Below are 16,859 nucleotides of genomic sequence, written 5' to 3'. Positions count from 1 at the left end.
TGTGCGGACAAAACAGCTTTAGGTATCGGAAGACCGTATGTCCGCTTCTGAAACTAAGTGATGCGACATCAGACCGGCACGTATTTCAATGAGAACGGCGCCCAGATGTTTTTCCAGGGGCGTGCCTCTTCAAGTTCATAGGCCAGTTCATACAGAAGCCGGTCTTGCCCTTCTGCTGCGATGAAGTGTGAACCTATCGGAATACCCAAGTCTGCACTCCAGGAGAGCGGTACGGACATGGCCGGGCATCCAGCGAAGTTGATTGGCGACGTGAATTTCAGACGCGCAGCAACATATTGAGACAACTCATCAGAAAATAACTCGTCCGGGGTATGCTCATACAAGGGCGGAGCCACCACGGGTGCGACAGGTGCCAGAAGAACGTCATATTTCTCGAAAACATCGGCGAACACAGGAACCAAATTGTCGAGGAACGCACGGCCTTTTGCGATTTCTTCGGGCGAAATTTCTGCTGATGCCTCGATATTGGAGGCCAGAAACCGCGTCAGCAGACCCGACTCCATGACCGATTTTCCAGTGACCCCCTCGACTGCTGATTTGAGCGCACCGACCTTGCCACCAAAGAAATTTGAATAGGCGTCGGCCATTACATTTGCGTCGACGGGCCAGGGCGTTTCTTCCACTTCATGACCAAGGTTTTGCATCAGGAGCGCCACCTTGCGCTGAGCCTTCAAAATCTCCGGGTCCGTTGTTATCAATTTACCATCGTCAACAACCAGTCCTACTTTAAGCCGTCGGTCGGACGGCCCTGAGACGAAGCCCACTGGCGGGAATGGATCACCTGACAGAGATTCCGTAAGAGAAAACGCAAGTGCGCTATCGCGGACCGTGCGGCTCAGCATTTGGTTTGTTTTTGCGACATCGTGAGTGCCGTTTGCTTCACCGGACCGCATACGCCTGCGGCTCGGTTTCATGCCGAAGATGCCAGTCGCTGAAGGTGGAAGCCGATTGGACCCTGCGCCGTCTGTTCCGTGCGCCATCGGAACAACCCCGGCCGCAACCGCGACAGCAGATCCACCACTTGAAGAGAAAACCGAATAGTCCGGGTTCCACGGGTTTTTTGTGGCCCCAAAAACATCATTGTTTGTGATAATGAAACTTGCCAATTCAGGCACGTTTGTTTGGCCCAGTATGTTGAACCCAGCGGCTTCGACACCGTCAACATATTCTACGTTCCGCTCTGGAACATTATTCAACATGAACCTTGACCCGTCCGTACGGGGCAAACCACCGATGTCGATCATGTCCTTCATCAGGATTGGAACACCGGCGAAGGGAGCATCAAGCGGGATTGTGTCAGCCTTCAAGCGGGCTCGGTCGAAGGCCGAGTTCGTCATGAAATTCAGCGCTGGGTTCATTACTTCGATCCTGCGGATGAACGTCTCGACCAATTCAGCTTGGGTAAATTCACGAGCGCGCAAACGCTCCGCGAGCCCCGTCGCATCTTCGTCGATCAGTTCATCCATGCGACGCGTTTGTGCGAGCGCTGCAACTGGCCGCATACCAATAACAGACGCTGCGGCAGCGGACCCCTTCAAAAATGATCTACGAGTTTTTCCAACCATTAGGGTCGCTCCTTGCTCTTTTAGATGCTTTGTATCTTTACGTTTTTTTAACACTTGGAGCATCTGCTCGAAATGTCGATACGTTTGCAACTCAGTAGCCTCTTTTTAGGGGCAGCTGTCTGACAACTACAGAGCGCGTTTCAGGTAGCGATTTGGTCAAATATTTTGCCTAGTCTCGGGGCAGTAAATCACTCCGTGGCGAAGGTCTGCTTTGCGGTGTCAGGTCTGACACGACCCAATAATACAACGGCGGCTCCGGGCTCAACACCCCCCTTCCCTGTCCTTGATCCTGCGGATTGGGCCGGCGGCAAAGGTTCACGCCTGCCGGGTCGGCTTTGAGAGCCCGTCCCGTTTGAGGACAACCTGAACACAGGTACCAGATCCGCCGTATCACCAGCCCCCCGAACGCTCAGATCCCGGCTTCTCGAACACCCGTTTTCAAGGGGGGTGCGGCCATTTATCTTGATCCAGATCAAACTCGGCCATTGAAGGTCGCCCCTACGCATTCTAAAACCAGCAGGAATCCCGCGCGTTGGAGAGGTCCGGCTGCGCGGTGTAGTTGCAACAGGAGGCACCTATAATGGCAGACGCAGCCATTCATGGTCACGACCATGAAGACCAGCGCAGCTTTTTCCAGCGCTGGTTCATGTCGACCAACCACAAGGACATCGGGATTCTGTACCTGATCGTTTCGGCTCTGGCCGGTCTGATCTCGGTTCTGATGACCGTTTACATGCGGCTCGAGCTGATGCACCCCGGTGTTCAGTACATGTGCCTTGAAGGCTTCATGGCCGACCCGTGTACACCCAACGGGCATCTGTGGAACGTGATGATCACCTATCACGGTGTTCTGATGATGTTCTTTGTTGTCATCCCTGCCCTGTTCGGCGGATTTGGCAACTATTTCATGCCGTTGCAGATCGGCGCGCCGGATATGGCGTTCCCGCGGATGAACAACCTGTCCTTCTGGCTTTATGTTGCCGGTACCTCGCTGGGCGTCGCCTCGCTGCTGAGCCCGGGTGGTAACGATCAGATGGGTTCGGGCGTGGGCTGGGTTCTGTACCCGCCGCTGTCCACGACCGAGGGCGGCATGTCCATGGACCTTGCGATCTTTGCCGTACACGTATCGGGCGCCTCCTCGATCCTCGGCGCGATCAACATGATCACCACCTTCCTGAACATGCGTGCCCCCGGCATGACCCTGTTCAAGGTGCCGCTGTTCAGCTGGTCGATCTTCGTCACCTCGTGGCTGATTCTGCTGTCGCTGCCGGTTCTGGCGGGCGCAATCACCATGTTGCTGATGGACCGCAACTTTGGCTTTACCTTCTTTGATCCGGCCGGTGGCGGCGATCCGATCCTGTATCAGCACATCCTGTGGTTCTTTGGCCACCCGGAAGTGTATATCGTGATCCTGCCCGGTTTCGGCATCATCAGCCATGTCATCGCGACCTTCTCGCGCAAGCCGATCTTTGGCTATCTGCCGATGGTCTGGGCGATTATCGCAATCGGTGTTCTGGGCTTTGTCGTGTGGGCGCACCACATGTACACCGTCGGCATGTCGCTGCGTCAGCAGGCCTATTTCATGCTGGCCACGATGGTCATCGCGGTTCCGACGGGCGTTAAGGTCTTCTCGTGGATCGCGACCATGTGGGGCGGTTCCATCGAGTTCAAGACACCGATGCTGTTTGCCTTCGGCTTCCTGTTCCTGTTCACCGTTGGCGGTGTGACCGGTGTGGTTCTGTCGCAGGCAGGCGTGGACCGTGCCTATCACGACACCTACTATGTGGTTGCGCATTTCCACTATGTGATGAGCTTGGGTGCCGTCTTTGCGATCTTTGCGGGGATGTATTTCTACTTCGCGAAAATGACCGGTCGCCAATATTCCGAGTTCTGGGGCAAGGTTCACTTCTGGATGTTCTTCATCGGCGCCAACCTGACCTTCTTCCCGCAGCACTTCCTGGGTCGTCAGGGCATGCCGCGCCGCTACATCGACTATCCCGAGGCGTTCGCGCAGTGGAACTATGTTTCGTCGATTGGTGCGTTCATCTCGTTCGCTTCGTTCCTGCTGTTCTTCGGCATCGTGATCTACGCCCTGCTGCGTGGCGCACGCGAGACCCGGCCCAACTACTGGAACGAGTATGCGGATACGCTGGAATGGACCCTGCCCACGCCGCCGCCCGAGCACACGTTCGAGCAGCTGCCCAAGCAGGAAGACTGGGACAAGGGCCACGCGCACTGATCTCGATCTGATCCAAAGAAACCCCGCCCAGGTGGCGGGGTTTTTCTTTGCCCTCACCTCGCGTTCGCCAAGTGCCCCGAAATCAGCTATGATGTGCGGACGGAACAGTCGGAGGGTCGGCAATGCCCGAGATCGACTTTTGGTATTCCATTGGCAGCACGTACAGCTTCCTGACCGTGATGCGTCTGGACGAATGGTGCGCCCAGCATGACGCCACGGTGAACTGGCGCCCGTTCAACGTGCGTACGGTGATGTCGGCCCAGCAGAATATTCCTTTTGCCGGAAAGCCTGTGAAATCGGCTTATATGTGGCGCGACATCGAACGCCGCTGTGCCAAGTACCACATCCACGCCAACCTGCCCGCGCCCTATCCGATTTCCAATCTGCCGCTGGCCAATCAGGTTGCGGTGCTTGGAATGATGGACGGCTGGGGCGTGACGTTCACCCAGACGCTTTATCGCATCTGGTTCGAAGAAGGGGTGGAAGCCGGTAGCGAAAGTGCACTGTCCGAGGCGCTTTTGCGGTGTCAGCAGGACCCCCGACTGACCCTGGCGCGCGCGCAAGGCGACGACATCGTCGCGGCCCTTGAGGCCGAGACGGAAACCGCCGTCAAACTGGGTGTTTTCGGCGCCCCCAGCTTTGTTGTCCGGCAAGAGGTGTTCTGGGGTGACGATCGTCTGGATGACGCCCTATCCTGGTCTCGGGTCGGCCACGTCGTCTGATCAAAACCCGTCGACATGAGGCCGCGCTGCGCTATGTTCGCGGTATGCCCTACACGTGGAATCAGACCTCGGAAACCGAACAGGAACTGCGGCTTTGGCCGCATAACTCGCTGCCTCCGCGAGGGGCGATGATCACGATATTGTCGGTGTTCCTGTTTGGCCTGATCCCATTGCTGGCCACGCTTGGTTCCGTGATCCTGTGGGGGCTGCTGCCGTTTCTGCTGATCACTGTGCTGGGGCTTTGGCTGGCCATCAAGACCAACTACCGCGCCCGCAGTGTTTTCGAGGTTCTGACCCTGTCGGGCACACATGCGCGGCTGGTGCACCATACCCCCGGCAAAGAGCAGCACGAATGGTCTTGCAACCGCTATTGGGCGCGACCGGCGATGCACGAGAAAGGCGGCCCGGTTCCGCATTATGTCACCCTTGTCGGAGACGGGCGCGAGGTCGAAATCGGGGCGTTTCTGTCCGAAGATGAGCGGATCACGCTTTATGACGAGCTTGTTCTAAGACTGCGCGAGCCGGTCGCGCAGTAGCAATTCACAGGGCCTAGTGCCTCAGTAATCGCCGTTTGAGGCTGCGCACAGGTGATCCTTGACCATCGGGCCGACCTTGCCGAAATCCATCCGGCCGGTATAGCGCGTCTTCAACTCGCCCATCACCTTGCCCATATCGCGGATCGAACCCGCGCCGGTTGCCGTGATGGCGGTTTGAATGGCCTTGCTGACCTCATCGTCATCCAGCTGTTTGGGCAGAAATTCCTCGATCACCTCGACTTCGCGAATCTCGCGTTCGGCCAGATCCAGGCGACCGCCCTCTTCGTAGGCGCGTGCGCTTTCCTTGCGCTGCTTGGTCATTTTTCCAAGGATTTCAAGAACCTCTGCGTCGCTGCATCCCTTTGCTTCTTCATTGTCGGACGCACGTGCCGCGATGTCGCGGTCTTTGATGGCGGCGTTGATCAACCGCAGCGTCGACAGACGCTCGGCTGCTTTGTCTTTCATTGCTTGCTTCAGGGCTGCATTCACCCGTGATCGCATATCCATTTGGCTTGTCCATCCCCATGACAAAGGAACCCCGACCATATCGAAACAAAAAGCCTGACACAACCGGGGGTGAATACAGTTAACCCATTGAAAAACAACAATAGCCTAAAAATTGAACAGACTTGACCCAGACGCGCAACCCCCTTAGGTATGCGCCGATTTACCCTACAGGAGAGTCGCGCCATGGCCCCGAATGCCCCGTCCAAGCCCACCGCATGTCTGGCTTTGGCCGATGGAACCCTGTTTTACGGCGCAGGCTTCGGTGCGACCGGGCAAACTGTGGCCGAGCTGTGCTTTAACACGGCGATGACCGGATATCAGGAGATCATGACCGACCCGTCTTATGCCGGGCAGATCGTGACCTTTACATTCCCTCATATCGGCAATGTCGGTGTGAACCCCGAGGATGACGAAACCGGTGATCCGGTCGCGGCAGGCATGGTTGTGAAATGGGATCCGACCGAGCCATCAAACTGGCGCTCGACCGAGGAACTCAAGGGCTGGCTGGCGCGCCGAGGGCGCATCGCCATCGGTGGTGTCGATACCCGCCGCCTGACCCGTGCCATCCGGCAGCAGGGCGCCCCGCATGTGGCGCTGGCCCATGATCCCGAGGGAAACTTCGACATTGGGGCGCTGGTGGCTGCCGCGCGCGGCTTTGCCGGGCTGGAGGGCATGGACCTGGCCAAGGATGTCACCTGCGCACAAAGCTATCGCTGGGATGAGATGCGGTGGGCCTGGCCAGATGGGTACCATCGTCAGAAGGCCCCCGCCCACAAGGTTGTTGCCATTGACTATGGCGCCAAGCGCAACATCCTGCGCTGCCTTGCATCCGCTGGATGTGACGTTACCGTTCTGCCCGCGACTGCGACCGCAGCCGACGTGCTGGCACATCAGCCTGACGGTGTGTTCCTGTCGAACGGTCCCGGCGATCCGGCAGCAACAGGCGAATACGCTGTTCCAATGATCAAAGAGATTCTGGAGACGACAGACCTGCCTGTGTTCGGCATCTGCCTTGGACACCAGATGCTGGCGCTGGCGCTGGGTGGTCAGACGGTCAAGATGAACCACGGCCACCATGGCGCGAACCACCCGGTCAAGGATCTGGACACCGGCAGGGTCGAGATCACCTCGATGAACCACGGTTTTGCCGTCGATGCGCAATCCCTGCCCGATGGCGTCGTGGAAACTCACCGGTCGCTGTTTGACGGCTCGAACTGCGGTATCCGCATGGCGGACCGGCCGGTCTATTCGGTGCAGTACCACCCCGAGGCATCGCCCGGACCGCAGGACAGTTTCTATCTGTTCGAGCGCTTCGCCGAGGCGATGGAAAAGAAAAAAATACAGGCATAACTGCTTGTCTGTGCAGTGTTAACCGGGCGTTAACCTTGTTCGAACAACCCTGAGCGCAGGTAACTGCGCCAGGGTTTTGTTATGGCTGAGCTTGATCTTCTGGATTTCACGTCCGCCGCACCGATCCCTGCGCCCGGGTATCGGAAACCACTGGGCACCTGCCTGCTGGAAACCGGAACCATCACCCGATCCCAGCTGGACCATGCGCTGAGCCAGCAAACCAGACAGAACGCTCCGCTGGGAGAGATACTGGTCGGCGAAGGCTATGCCACCCGGCAGGACGTGTTGAGCGCGCTGTCCGCGCAATCCGGCTGGCAGATTGCGGATCTTGAACAGATCCCGCCGATGCCGGAACTGAGCGGGCTGATGCCGGTCGACTTCTGGCTGCAACACAATGTCATCCCCTGGATGCGGATTGGCCCCCTTGTTCTGGTGGCCACGGCCCGGCCCGACCGGTTCGCAACCGTGACCGCCGAAATGCGCGAATGCGATTATGCCGTGATCCCGGTGCTGGCGGCATCCGATCAGATCGACCGCACGATCGCGCGGCAATTCTCGGGGTCTTTGGCCAGATCGGCGGAAACGCGAGTTGATCCCGCGCAAAGCTGCCGCAACTGGACCCTTAGGTCGCGCGTAGGGCCGTCGGTGGCCCTGTTGTGTGTGCTGGGGCTGTTTGCCTTGTTCCCGGCGTTTGGCCTGCTGGCGATGCTGGGCATGGCTGTGGGAACTCTGGTGCTTTTTGCCGTCTTTCGGACGGCTGGCACGCTGGCTTATCTTTGGCATCGTCTGAGAACGCAGCCGGACCACACCGAAGCTGCCATCACATTGCGGCAGCCCTGCGTGTCGATCATGGTGCCATTGTACAAGGAGCGCGAGATTGCAAACGCTCTGGTGCACAGGCTACAGCGGCTGACCTATCCCAAGGCGTTGCTGGATGTCATCCTTGTGCTTGAGGAAAAGGATGACGTGACGCGCAATGCCCTTGCGCAGGTGAGCCTGCCCAGTTGGATGCGCATCGTCGAGGCGCCCGAGCTGAACGGGCTGACCACCAAGCCGCGCGCCATGAATTACGCGCTGGATTTCTGCCGGGGCGACTTCGTCGGCGTCTGGGACGCGGAAGACGCCCCGCAACCGGATCAGATCGAGCGTGTGGTGGCGCATTTCACCCAGGCCGCGCCGGATGTTGTGTGCCTGCAAGGGGTTCTGGATTACTACAACCCGCGCAGCAACTGGCGGTCGCGCTGCTTTACCATCGAATACAACAGCTGGTTCCGCGTGATCCTGCCGGGGATCGCCCGCATGCGGCTGGTGGTGCCGCTTGGGGGCACCACGTTCTTTTTCCGTCGCGACAAACTGTTGGAACTGGGCGGCTGGGATGCCCACAATGTCACCGAGGACGCTGATCTGGGCGTAAGGCTGTGCCGGGCCGGGTACCGGACCGAAATGGTGGATACCACAACATATGAGGAGGCGAATTTCCGGGCCTGGCCCTGGGTCAAACAGCGCTCGCGCTGGCTCAAGGGGTTCATGGTCACGTATCTGGTGCATATGCGCAGCCCGCGAAAACTGTGGCGTGACCTTGGTGCCGTTAAATTTCTGGGCCTTCAGGCGTTCTTTTTGGGCACGTTGGGGCAATTTCTGCTGGCACCCATTCTCTGGGTATTCTGGCTGTCAAGCCTGGGGTTGGCCAATCCGATGGGGACTATTCTGCCGCATTCCATCTCAACCGCGCTGATCGGGCTGTTTCTGGTGGCAGAGGGGCTGAGTATCGGTGTTGGTCTGATCGCCGTATCCGCGCGTGAGCGGCGGTTTCTTTTGCTTTGGGTTCCGACGATGTTTCTGTATTTCCCGCTAGGCGTGATTGCCGGTTACAAGGCGTTGTGGGAATTGGCGACCAACCCGTTTTTCTGGGACAAGACCCAGCACGGACAGGCCAGCGAAGACGAGCCGCTGACCTGATAATCACTTGTCGCGGCGACTTGCGTCCTGTTTCAGGCGCGTCATGAACGCGATCGAGATATGATCCTTGAGCGCCCGCCCCGCCGCCTCTTCATCGCGTGCGGCAATGGCTTCGACGATGCCTTTATGTTCGCTCTGGGCAATCTCTCCGCGCCCCTGCACGGCCAGCGACGTGGTCGCCATCAAGGCCATGGTCCGGTGCACCAGATCAAGCTGCTGGACAAGGTAGCGGTTGTGCGAGGCCAGATGGATCTGTTCGTGAAAGCGCCGGTTGGCACGTGACAGGGCCATCGGATCGCCCACCAGCTTGTCATCTTCGAGAACCATGTCCTGAAGAACCCTGATCTCTTCTTCGGTGGCGTGTTTGGCAGCCAGCCGCGCGGCGAGCCCTTCCAGTTCGCGGCGCACGATATAAAGCTCGGCCATCTGGTTGTGGTCCAGCGACGCCACGATCAGTGACCGACCGTCCCGTTCCAGCAGAGACTGGGTTTCCAGGCGTTGCAACGCTTCGCGGATCGGGGTGCGCGACACCCCGAACCGTTCTGCCAGCTCGCTTTCCACCAGACGATCGCCGGGCTTGTAGACGCCGACATCAATGGCTTCGAGTATCAGGCTATAGGCATCCTTGGTGGGGGATCGGGTCTGGCTCATGGGGTATTCTGTCTCCTCGTTCGGACATGTCTATCCGTCTCTGGGGGCAGCAATCAAGTACGGCATTGAAATCACCCGGTCCGCGCCCTAAACCAAAGACATGGTCAAACCGTCCTTCAGTCATGTTACGCAATGGGTGTTCGATCTGGATAACACCCTCTATCCGCCGCATATGCAGCTGTTCGATCAGATCGAAGTTTTGATGACGGATTACGTGGTGCAGGCCATCGGCGTCGACCGGGCCGAGGCCGACAGGCTGCGCGGGCAGTACTGGCGCCAATACGGCACCACGCTGGCCGGGTTGATGGCCGAACATGATCTGGACCCCGAACCCTATCTGCACGCGGTGCATCAGGTGGATATGAGCCATATGGACCCGGATGCAGAGCTGGCCGATCACATTCGCGCCCTGCCCGGACGGCGCATCGTCTACACCAATGGCAGCGCGCCCTACGCCGAGCGGGTCTTGCAGGCGCGCGGGCTTTCGGGGCTGTTTGATGCAATCTATGGCGTCGAACATGCCGGGTATCGGCCAAAGCCCGAGAAAGCCGCCTTTGAAGCCATCTTTGCACAGGATGGCATTCAGGCTGACAAAGCCGCGATGTTCGAGGATGACCCGCGTAATCTGGCCGCCCCGCATGAGATGGGAATGCGCACGGTTCATGTCGCCCCGGACCCGCATGAGGCCGATCACATCCACCATCACACGGACGATCTGACCGCGTTTCTGGCCCGCCTGCGGTAGCCTGTCACACTGCGACGATCCGTACGTTCTGCACCCGCATGCGCAGCCCTATATGCGCTGGAGCGACGAACAGAACGGAGAAGCCCCATGAGCGCGATCGATATGCCCGGACGCCTGCCGGTTTGGCAGCGCCTTTTCTTTGCAATTCCGGTTTTCGGGTGGCTGGCCCGCGACGCGGCCAACGGCAAGGCGGAGGACCTGTATTACACCGTCGGCGCGGTCCTCAGCATGTGGGGCTGTTCCGCCATGGTGTTTGGCCTTCCGGGCCTTTACATCCCTGCCCTGATGATGGTGCCGGTGATGTTCCTGGTCCTGATCCTGATCTCGCGCGGCTGAGATACGGGACAGGATGTCACTTGGCGCAGGGGGTGGAACCGAACTAGGGTCTGCCCGAGATGATGAGAGGCGCCATGACTGACAGTTGTGACATCCTGATTTCCGGCGGTGGAATCGCCGGTCTGACCGCAGCGGCGGCGTTTGGAACCGCCGGGTTTGACGTGGTGTGCGTAGATCCCGCGCCACCGATCACCGAACGGGATGTGGACGGCTCCGACCTGCGCACCACCGCCTTTCTGCAACCTGCGCGCGGCCTGCTGGAGCAATGCGGCCTGTGGGCACGGCTGGATGCCCATGCGGCCCCCTTGCAGATCATGCGTATTGTCGATGCCGGGGGGGACGTGCCCGAACCCCGCGTCATACGCGATTTCAACGCAGCCGACATTTCCGAGCAACCGTTTGGCTGGAACCTGCCCAACTGGCTGTTGCGCCGGGAAATGGTCGCGCGGCTGGCAGAGCTGCCGAATGTCGATTTCCGCCCCGGCACCGGCACCGTCAGCCTGTTCACCCGCACTGCCGAAGCCCGCGTTGGCCTGAGCGACGGCAGCCGCATCCGCTGCAAGCTGGTGCTGGCCGCAGATGGGCGCAACTCTCCCATGCGCGCGGCCGCCGGTATCAAAGTGCATACAACGCGGTATGGGCAGAAAGCGCTGGCGTTCGCGGTGACGCATCCCGTACCGCACGAGAATGTCTCGACCGAGATACACAGGTCTGGCGGGCCGTTCACATTGGTTCCGCTGCCCGATTGGCAGGGGCAGCCCTCGTCCGCCATTGTCTGGATGGAACGCGGGCCAAATGCCGTTGACCTTTTGACCCTTGATGCCGAAGCGTTTGAGACTGCGATGACGGACCGGTCCTGTGGCCTGTTTGGCCCCTTGAAGCTGGCATCGCGCCGGACCATCTGGCCGATCATCAGCCAGTCCGCGGAACGGCTGGCGGGTGAGCGCATTGCCCTGATGGCCGAGGCCGCGCATGTGGTGCCGCCGATCGGCGCGCAGGGGCTGAACATGTCATTGGGTGATCTGCGCTGCCTGCTGGATCTGGCGCAATCCCAGCCCGAAGGTCTGGGCGACGCGCAGATGCTGGACGCATATCACAAGGCGCGCCACACCGAGATCGAGATGCGGGTCAAAGGGATCGACCTGCTGAACCGCGCCTCGATGATCGAGGCGCGCCCGCTGCGGGATGCGCGCGCAATGGGGCTGAGCGCGCTTTATTCTCTGCCCCCTGTGCGCAAGACGCTGATGCAGATGGGCCTTGGCGTTCGCTAAGGCCCGGCCTGTTTACAGAACCTGATCCAGCACGCGTTTCAGGCGCGCGATGGTGGCGTCTACATCATAAAGCTTGTCCAATCCGAACAGGCCCAGACGGAAGGTGCTGAAGCCTTCGGGTTCGTCACATTGCAGCGGCACCCCGGCGGCAATCTGCATCCCCAGAGCGGCAAATTTCTTGCCGTTCTGGATTTCGGGGTCCGAGGTGTAGCTGACCACAACGCCGGGTGCGCCGAAACCGTCAGCCGCCACCGAGACAATGCCATACTCCTTCAACATCGCCCGCACGCCGTCGCCCAATGCCCATTGCGCCTTGCGCAGCTTTTCGAACCCGTATCCCCTGGTTTCTGCCATGGTGTCGCGGAAAGCCAGCAGCGCATCGGTGGGCATCGTGGCGTGATAGGCGTGACCGCCATTTTCATAGGCCTGCATGATCTGGCGCCACTTTTTCAGGTCGATGGCGAAACTGTCCGAGCTTGTCTGTTCCAGACGCGCCTCGCCCCGTTCGGACAGCATGACCAGACCGGCACAAGGCGATGCGCTCCAGCCCTTTTGCGGGGCCGAGATCAGGACGTCGACGCCGGTGGCTTTCATATCCACCCAGGCACACCCGGATGCGATGCAATCCAGTACCATCAACGCACCCACCTCATGCGCCGCGCTGGCCAGGGCGGTCACATAGTCATCCGGCAGGATGACACCTGCCGCCGTTTCAACATGCGGTGCGAACACAACACCGGGTTTCTGTTCGCGAATCGTTGCGACGACCTCGTCAATCGGTGCGGGCGCAAAGGGGGACGGGCTGGTATTGCCGGTCTCGCGCGCCTTCATCACGGTGGTCGAGCTGGTCAGGGCGCCGCTTTCGATGATCTGGCTCCAGCGGTATGAAAACCACCCGTTCCGAACCACAAGGACTTCCGCCCCGCGCGCGAATTGCCGGGCGACCGCCTCCATCGCATAGGTGCCACCGCCCGGAATGACGGCCACCCCGTCTGCCTTGTACACCTCTTTCAGCATGGCAGAGATGTCGCGCATTACCCCCTGAAACTTTTGGGACATATGGTTCAGCGAGCGATCGGTGAATACGACCGAGAATTCTTCGAGCCCGTTCGGGTCAACGTTTTTCAGCAAGGCAGGCATATGGCGTCCTTTCAATATCGTTAGTGCAGTCTTGGTCTCTTTACCTTGGCCAGTAAAGCCATTTCGCGACAAATAGTGACGCCACGGAATGCGGGTAAAATCGGCCTGTTTGGTGCTGTAGGACGCTGGGAACACAAGAAAATGACGCCAACCAGTGTCACTTCCCCTTTACACTTCTGCTTGCTTCTGAACAGATGCGCACACTTTTTAATTGAAGGGATATTTTTCCTGTGACGATTCATAAGCGTATTAACTTCCAGTCCGTTCGAGATGAAGTAAAACGACGTATTGAAAGCCGCGTGTGGCCTCAGGGATCTTTGCTGCCGACCGAAACGCAACTGGCGGAAGAATTCAATTGCGCCCGCGCGACGGTGAACCGCGCCCTCAGGGAACTGGCCGATCAGGGTTTCATCGAACGCAAGCGCAAAAGCGGTACGCGGGTCAAGAAAGAACCCAGCAAACACGCCAAGCTGGAATTCTCGCTGGCGCGACAGATGGTCGAAAGCCAGAATGCCGCCTATCGCTATGCGCTGGTGGAACGGACTGTCGAGGCCTGCCCCCGCTGGCTGTCCTCTCAGCTTGATGTCCCCGCCGAGACGCGGGTTCTGCATGTCGTCTGTATGCATTACGCAGACAACCGCCCGTTCCAGCTTGAAGAGCGCTGGATCAATATCGGAACCGTCCCCGATGTGGAAAAGGCCGACCTGACCCAGCAAGGACCGCATGAGTGGCTGTTGAATGCCGCTCCGTTCAACGATGCCGAGGTTGCGTTCTGCGCGATTTCCGCTGATGCAAGGCTGGCGGAATTCATGGGAACCACGGCGGGCGCGCCGATGATCCAGATGGAGCGCACCACATGGAAAGAAGACAAACCGATTACATTTGCTCGCCTGACCCATCATCCCGGATATTACATCCGCACCAGATACTAAGGCAGGTCACCCAATCGGTCCGGGCAGCCGTTCCTCGCTCAGCAGAACATTCGCTTCGACATCGCCTGCGCCGGGCAGCGTCATGATCCGGCGCCGCAACACGCGTTCGAAATCGGACAGGTCCCGCGCCACGACGCGCAAACGGTAGTCGTACAGACCCAGAACATGCTCGACAGTCTGAACTTCAGGGATGGCGCTGACGGCGCGTTCGAAATCCTCAAGGCTGATCTGGCCCTTGCGCGCCAGCTTGACCCCCAGAAACACGGTCACGCCAAAGCCGAGCGCCTCGGCATTCAGGCGCAACCTTCGGCCCTTGATGATCCCGGCGTCCTCCAACCTGCGGATACGCCGCCAGGTGGCGGGTTGAGACAGATTGAACCTCCGACCCAGGGCACCCGCGCTTTGGGTGGCGTCCTGTTGCAGCGCACGCAGCAGACGGCGGTCAATCTCGTCCAACTCGATCATACCGGCAACACCTCGTCCCGCTTGACTCGCGCGATATGCATCAGCGCTTCGATATCGGCGATATGCGGCAGGGTCAGGATCCGGTCCCGATAAAGCTGCTGATAGTGCTTCATATCCCGCACTATGACCGACAGGCGGACATCCACCCGGCCCAGAAAGGTCTGGATTTCGATCACCTCGGCCACGTTGCGGGCCTCTTCCATAAACTCGTCAAAGGCGCGGGCCTGTGTCTTGTCCAAGGTGATCCGAAGCGACACTTCGACAGCATAGCCCATTGCGGCCCAGTCGATCACCGCCTCCTGCCCTTCGATGATCCCGGCCGCCTGCATCTTTTCCAGCCTGCGCCAACAGACGCCAGCACTGATCCGGCACAGATCGGCAAGTTCCGCGGTGGTCAGGCTTGGGTTGGCCTGAAAATGGCGAAAAATGCGCCGGTCGATATCGTCAAGCATGATTTTTTCGGTATTTTCCGTTTCCAAGAATTATTCTTCATCTTTTTCACAAATACTCAAGCCCAACCCTATCGCCAATCGGACGCCCGGCAGGTAGAACCGCCCCAACCAAACCAGAAAGGACCGGCAAAATGCGCGTCTATTACGATCGCGATTGCGACATCAACCTGATCAAAGACAAGAAAGTGGCTATCCTGGGCTATGGCAGCCAGGGTCACGCCCACGCGCTGAACCTGCGCGACTCGGGCGCCAAGAACCTGGTCATCGCCCTGCGCGAAGGCTCGCCCTCGGCCAAGAAAGCCGAAGCAGAAGGTCTGGAAGTGATGGGCATTGCCGAAGCGGCTGCCTGGTGCGACGTCATCATGTTCACCATGCCCGACGAATTGCAGGCCGAAACCTACAAGAAATACGTTCATGACAACATCAAGCCGGGCGCGGCCATCGCCTTTGCCCACGGCCTGAACGTCCATTTCGGCCTGATCGAGCCGAAGGACGGCGTTGACGTCATCATGATGGCCCCCAAAGGCCCCGGTCACACCGTGCGTGGCGAATACACCAAAGGCGGCGGCGTGCCCTGCCTGGTCGCGGTTCACAACGATGCAACCGGCAAGGCGCTGGAAATCGGCCTGTCCTACTGTTCGGCCATCGGTGGCGGCCGTTCGGGCATCATCGAGACCAACTTCCGCGAAGAATGTGAAACCGACCTGTTCGGTGAACAGGCCGTTCTGTGCGGTGGTCTGGTCGAACTGATCCGCTGCGGCTTTGAAACTCTGGTCGAGGCCGGTTACGCACCCGAGATGGCCTATTTCGAGTGTCTGCACGAAGTGAAGCTGATCGTTGACCTGATCTATGAAGGCGGCATCGCCAACATGGATTACTCGATCTCGAACACGGCCGAGTATGGCCAGTATGTCACCGGTCCGCGCATCCTGAAATACGACGAGACCAAAGCCCGCATGAAAGCGGTTCTGGACGACATCCAGCAGGGCAAATTCGTCCGTGACTTCATGCTGGAAAACGCCGTTGGCCAGCCGACCATCAAAGCGTCGCGCCGCGCCAATGACGAGCATATGATCGAAGAGACCGGCGCCAAGCTGCGCGGCATGATGCCGTGGATCTCGGCCGGCAAGATGGTCGACAAAGAAAAGAACTAAGTCTGACCGATGTCAGGCAAAGGGCGGCCCAGGCGGTCGCCCTTTTTCAGTTTCAGACCGCTTTGGCAAAGCATTCGCCCAGCACGAAATCCCATCCCGTATCGTAGCCGCCGCGCTTTTCGGGCGCTTCCCCTGCCCAGACGTCCCAGCCGGAATGCGTCAGGGTGACTTTGGCCTGCCCCGAACCGTAATCCTCAAAACGCACATCGACGCGCGTTGGAGACTCCCTGCTGGTGCCCGGATGCCAGGTGAATGCCACGGATTGGCCGGGATCAATTGCCAGCACCTGACCCCAGTCGGCACGGGTTCCGTCGAACATGACCTCATAGACCGCGCCACCGATCCGGGGTTCAATAACCACGTCCCTTGCCGGTTGTCCCTGCGATGCGGAAACCGCGTGGCTGTCCAGCGGCCACCATGTCCCGATGCGGTTGACGAAGATGTCGAAAGCGCGCGCAGCAGAGGCACTTACGACAATTGTCTTGACTATCGGGTCTGTCATGGCCTCTCTCCCGCTCTGGACACCTCATCTGCAAAGCTGTTCATCACGTCGCTCCAGTAACGGTCGAGCCATCTGCGCAGCTCTGCCAACCCCTCGGGGCGCACCGCATAGATCCGGCGCGTCCCTTTCGCGTGGCATGTCACCAGCCCAGCATCAGACAGCACCTTGAGATGTTGTGAGACGGCCGGTCGGCTTACCGGCAGCTTTGACGCAAGTTCGCCCACTGCCTGAGGCTGGCTGGCAACGGCTTCGAACACCTGCCTGCGGGTCGCATCGCCCAAAGCTGAAAATGTCATATCGTAAGTCATTGCT

Annotated in this window: 18 protein-coding genes; 10 read left to right on the top strand and 8 right to left on the bottom strand. The window is 59.3% G+C overall.

All coding sequences use genetic code 11. The features are described from left to right. Positions 1–68: 68 nt before the first annotated feature. Entirely contained in the window at positions 69–1,676 is a 1,608-nt protein-coding gene (locus ACR0BF_RS04175) for an amidase family protein (RefSeq protein WP_480624329.1), read from the bottom strand. Positions 1,677–2,166: 490 nt separating this feature from the next. On the opposite strand from ACR0BF_RS04175, the gene ctaD reads away from it, so the two are divergent. The 3 genes from ctaD to ACR0BF_RS04160 all read left to right on the top strand — a co-directional run bounded on the left by ctaD (position 2,167) and on the right by ACR0BF_RS04160 (position 5,083). After that, on the top strand, positions 2,167–3,825 hold the full coding sequence (gene ctaD / locus ACR0BF_RS04170; RefSeq protein ID WP_267366169.1) for a cytochrome c oxidase subunit I: 1,659 nt from the start codon (positions 2,167–2,169) through the stop codon (positions 3,823–3,825). Between the two features lie 122 nt (positions 3,826–3,947). Continuing rightward, positions 3,948–4,547 carry a DsbA family protein gene (locus ACR0BF_RS04165; RefSeq protein ID WP_480516658.1) on the top strand — a complete coding sequence of 200 codons (600 nt, stop codon included), beginning with the start codon at positions 3,948–3,950 and terminating at the stop codon, positions 4,545–4,547. A 44-nt stretch (positions 4,548–4,591) separates the two neighbouring features. Continuing rightward, complete coding sequence (locus ACR0BF_RS04160; RefSeq protein ID WP_209504230.1) at positions 4,592–5,083, top strand: DUF2244 domain-containing protein; 492 nt, start codon at positions 4,592–4,594, stop codon at positions 5,081–5,083. A gap of 21 nt (positions 5,084–5,104) precedes the next feature. Here ACR0BF_RS04160 and ACR0BF_RS04155 read toward each other — a convergent pair whose 3' ends face one another. Further along, entirely contained in the window at positions 5,105–5,590 is a 486-nt protein-coding gene (locus tag ACR0BF_RS04155; protein WP_480624328.1) for a GatB/YqeY domain-containing protein, read from the bottom strand. A 183-nt stretch (positions 5,591–5,773) separates the two neighbouring features. Between ACR0BF_RS04155 and carA the strand changes: the two genes are divergently transcribed. Both carA and ACR0BF_RS04145 read left to right on the top strand, forming a co-directional pair. Then, positions 5,774–6,940 (top strand): glutamine-hydrolyzing carbamoyl-phosphate synthase small subunit, encoded by a 1,167-nt coding sequence (gene carA / locus ACR0BF_RS04150; protein WP_480624327.1) that lies wholly within the window; start codon positions 5,774–5,776, stop codon positions 6,938–6,940. An 81-nt stretch (positions 6,941–7,021) separates the two neighbouring features. After that, positions 7,022–8,899, top strand: coding sequence for a glycosyltransferase (locus ACR0BF_RS04145; protein WP_480624326.1), 1,878 nt, complete (start codon positions 7,022–7,024; stop codon positions 8,897–8,899). Between the two features lie 3 nt (positions 8,900–8,902). Here ACR0BF_RS04145 and ACR0BF_RS04140 read toward each other — a convergent pair whose 3' ends face one another. After that, on the bottom strand, positions 8,903–9,550 hold the full coding sequence (locus ACR0BF_RS04140) for a GntR family transcriptional regulator (protein WP_267363400.1): 648 nt from the start codon (positions 9,548–9,550) through the stop codon (positions 8,903–8,905). A gap of 100 nt (positions 9,551–9,650) precedes the next feature. On the opposite strand from ACR0BF_RS04140, the gene ACR0BF_RS04135 reads away from it, so the two are divergent. From ACR0BF_RS04135 to ACR0BF_RS04125, 3 genes are all read left to right on the top strand, one after another. Continuing rightward, the gene (locus ACR0BF_RS04135) at positions 9,651–10,295 is read left to right on the top strand and encodes a pyrimidine 5'-nucleotidase (RefSeq protein WP_480476564.1); all 645 of its coding nucleotides are present in this window, start codon (positions 9,651–9,653) and stop codon (positions 10,293–10,295) included. A gap of 87 nt (positions 10,296–10,382) precedes the next feature. Then, positions 10,383–10,631 carry a hypothetical protein gene (locus tag ACR0BF_RS04130; RefSeq protein ID WP_480554699.1) on the top strand — a complete coding sequence of 83 codons (249 nt, stop codon included), beginning with the start codon at positions 10,383–10,385 and terminating at the stop codon, positions 10,629–10,631. A gap of 74 nt (positions 10,632–10,705) precedes the next feature. Further along, positions 10,706–11,902: a UbiH/UbiF family hydroxylase gene (locus ACR0BF_RS04125; protein WP_480624325.1), complete on the top strand. Its 1,197-nt coding sequence runs from the start codon at positions 10,706–10,708 to the stop codon at positions 11,900–11,902. Positions 11,903–11,914: 12 nt separating this feature from the next. Here ACR0BF_RS04125 and ACR0BF_RS04120 read toward each other — a convergent pair whose 3' ends face one another. Continuing rightward, positions 11,915–13,042: an aminotransferase class V-fold PLP-dependent enzyme gene (locus ACR0BF_RS04120; protein ID WP_480624324.1), complete on the bottom strand. Its 1,128-nt coding sequence runs from the start codon at positions 13,040–13,042 to the stop codon at positions 11,915–11,917. Between the two features lie 230 nt (positions 13,043–13,272). Between ACR0BF_RS04120 and ACR0BF_RS04115 the strand changes: the two genes are divergently transcribed. Next, a complete protein-coding gene (locus tag ACR0BF_RS04115; protein ID WP_480493423.1) occupies positions 13,273–13,974 on the top strand; it encodes a GntR family transcriptional regulator in 702 nt (233 codons plus the stop codon). Between the two features lie 6 nt (positions 13,975–13,980). On the opposite strand, the gene ACR0BF_RS04110 is transcribed toward ACR0BF_RS04115, so the two are convergent. Both ACR0BF_RS04110 and ACR0BF_RS04105 read right to left on the bottom strand, forming a co-directional pair. Further along, positions 13,981–14,439: an Lrp/AsnC family transcriptional regulator gene (locus tag ACR0BF_RS04110; protein WP_209504239.1), complete on the bottom strand. Its 459-nt coding sequence runs from the start codon at positions 14,437–14,439 to the stop codon at positions 13,981–13,983. Beyond that, a complete protein-coding gene (locus ACR0BF_RS04105) occupies positions 14,436–14,891 on the bottom strand; it encodes an Lrp/AsnC family transcriptional regulator (protein WP_480624323.1) in 456 nt (151 codons plus the stop codon). Before ACR0BF_RS04105 ends, ACR0BF_RS04110 begins: the two co-directional genes overlap by 4 nt. A 131-nt stretch (positions 14,892–15,022) precedes the next feature. Between ACR0BF_RS04105 and ilvC the strand changes: the two genes are divergently transcribed. Beyond that, the gene (ilvC, locus tag ACR0BF_RS04100; protein ID WP_480476552.1) at positions 15,023–16,045 is read left to right on the top strand and encodes a ketol-acid reductoisomerase; all 1,023 of its coding nucleotides are present in this window, start codon (positions 15,023–15,025) and stop codon (positions 16,043–16,045) included. A 52-nt stretch (positions 16,046–16,097) separates the two neighbouring features. Here the strand turns inward: ilvC and ACR0BF_RS04095 are convergent, their stop codons facing one another. Beyond that, a complete protein-coding gene (locus ACR0BF_RS04095; RefSeq protein ID WP_480624322.1) occupies positions 16,098–16,547 on the bottom strand; it encodes an SRPBCC domain-containing protein in 450 nt (149 codons plus the stop codon). Then, a complete protein-coding gene (locus ACR0BF_RS04090) occupies positions 16,544–16,843 on the bottom strand; it encodes an ArsR/SmtB family transcription factor (protein ID WP_480604179.1) in 300 nt (99 codons plus the stop codon). The genes ACR0BF_RS04095 and ACR0BF_RS04090 overlap by 4 nt, the downstream gene beginning before the upstream one ends. Positions 16,844–16,859 lie beyond the last annotated feature (16 nt).

This window comes from Ruegeria sp. AG7 (assembly GCF_056541545.1).
This window is presented reverse-complemented; position numbering and strand designations above follow the sequence as displayed.

Bases quoted from the DNA above. Each gene is read 5' to 3' on its own strand.
- ctaD (WP_267366169.1), top strand. From the start codon at position 2,167: ATGGCAGACGCAGCCATTCATGGTCACGACCATGAAGACCAGCGCAGC.
- ACR0BF_RS04165 (WP_480516658.1), top strand. From the start codon at position 3,948: ATGCCCGAGATCGACTTTTGGTATTCCATTGGCAGCACGTACAGCTTC.
- ACR0BF_RS04160 (WP_209504230.1), top strand. From the start codon at position 4,592: ATGCCCTACACGTGGAATCAGACCTCGGAAACCGAACAGGAACTGCGG.
- ACR0BF_RS04155 (WP_480624328.1), bottom strand. From the start codon at position 5,590: ATGGATATGCGATCACGGGTGAATGCAGCCCTGAAGCAAGCAATGAAA.
- carA (WP_480624327.1), top strand. From the start codon at position 5,774: ATGGCCCCGAATGCCCCGTCCAAGCCCACCGCATGTCTGGCTTTGGCC.
- ACR0BF_RS04145 (WP_480624326.1), top strand. From the start codon at position 7,022: ATGGCTGAGCTTGATCTTCTGGATTTCACGTCCGCCGCACCGATCCCT.
- ACR0BF_RS04140 (WP_267363400.1), bottom strand. From the start codon at position 9,550: ATGAGCCAGACCCGATCCCCCACCAAGGATGCCTATAGCCTGATACTC.
- ACR0BF_RS04135 (WP_480476564.1), top strand. From the start codon at position 9,651: ATGGTCAAACCGTCCTTCAGTCATGTTACGCAATGGGTGTTCGATCTG.
- ACR0BF_RS04130 (WP_480554699.1), top strand. From the start codon at position 10,383: ATGAGCGCGATCGATATGCCCGGACGCCTGCCGGTTTGGCAGCGCCTT.
- ACR0BF_RS04125 (WP_480624325.1), top strand. From the start codon at position 10,706: ATGACTGACAGTTGTGACATCCTGATTTCCGGCGGTGGAATCGCCGGT.
- ACR0BF_RS04120 (WP_480624324.1), bottom strand. From the start codon at position 13,042: ATGCCTGCCTTGCTGAAAAACGTTGACCCGAACGGGCTCGAAGAATTC.
- ACR0BF_RS04110 (WP_209504239.1), bottom strand. From the start codon at position 14,439: ATGATCGAGTTGGACGAGATTGACCGCCGTCTGCTGCGTGCGCTGCAA.
- ACR0BF_RS04105 (WP_480624323.1), bottom strand. From the start codon at position 14,891: ATGCTTGACGATATCGACCGGCGCATTTTTCGCCATTTTCAGGCCAAC.
- ilvC (WP_480476552.1), top strand. From the start codon at position 15,023: ATGCGCGTCTATTACGATCGCGATTGCGACATCAACCTGATCAAAGAC.
- ACR0BF_RS04095 (WP_480624322.1), bottom strand. From the start codon at position 16,547: ATGACAGACCCGATAGTCAAGACAATTGTCGTAAGTGCCTCTGCTGCG.
- ACR0BF_RS04090 (WP_480604179.1), bottom strand. From the start codon at position 16,843: ATGACATTTTCAGCTTTGGGCGATGCGACCCGCAGGCAGGTGTTCGAA.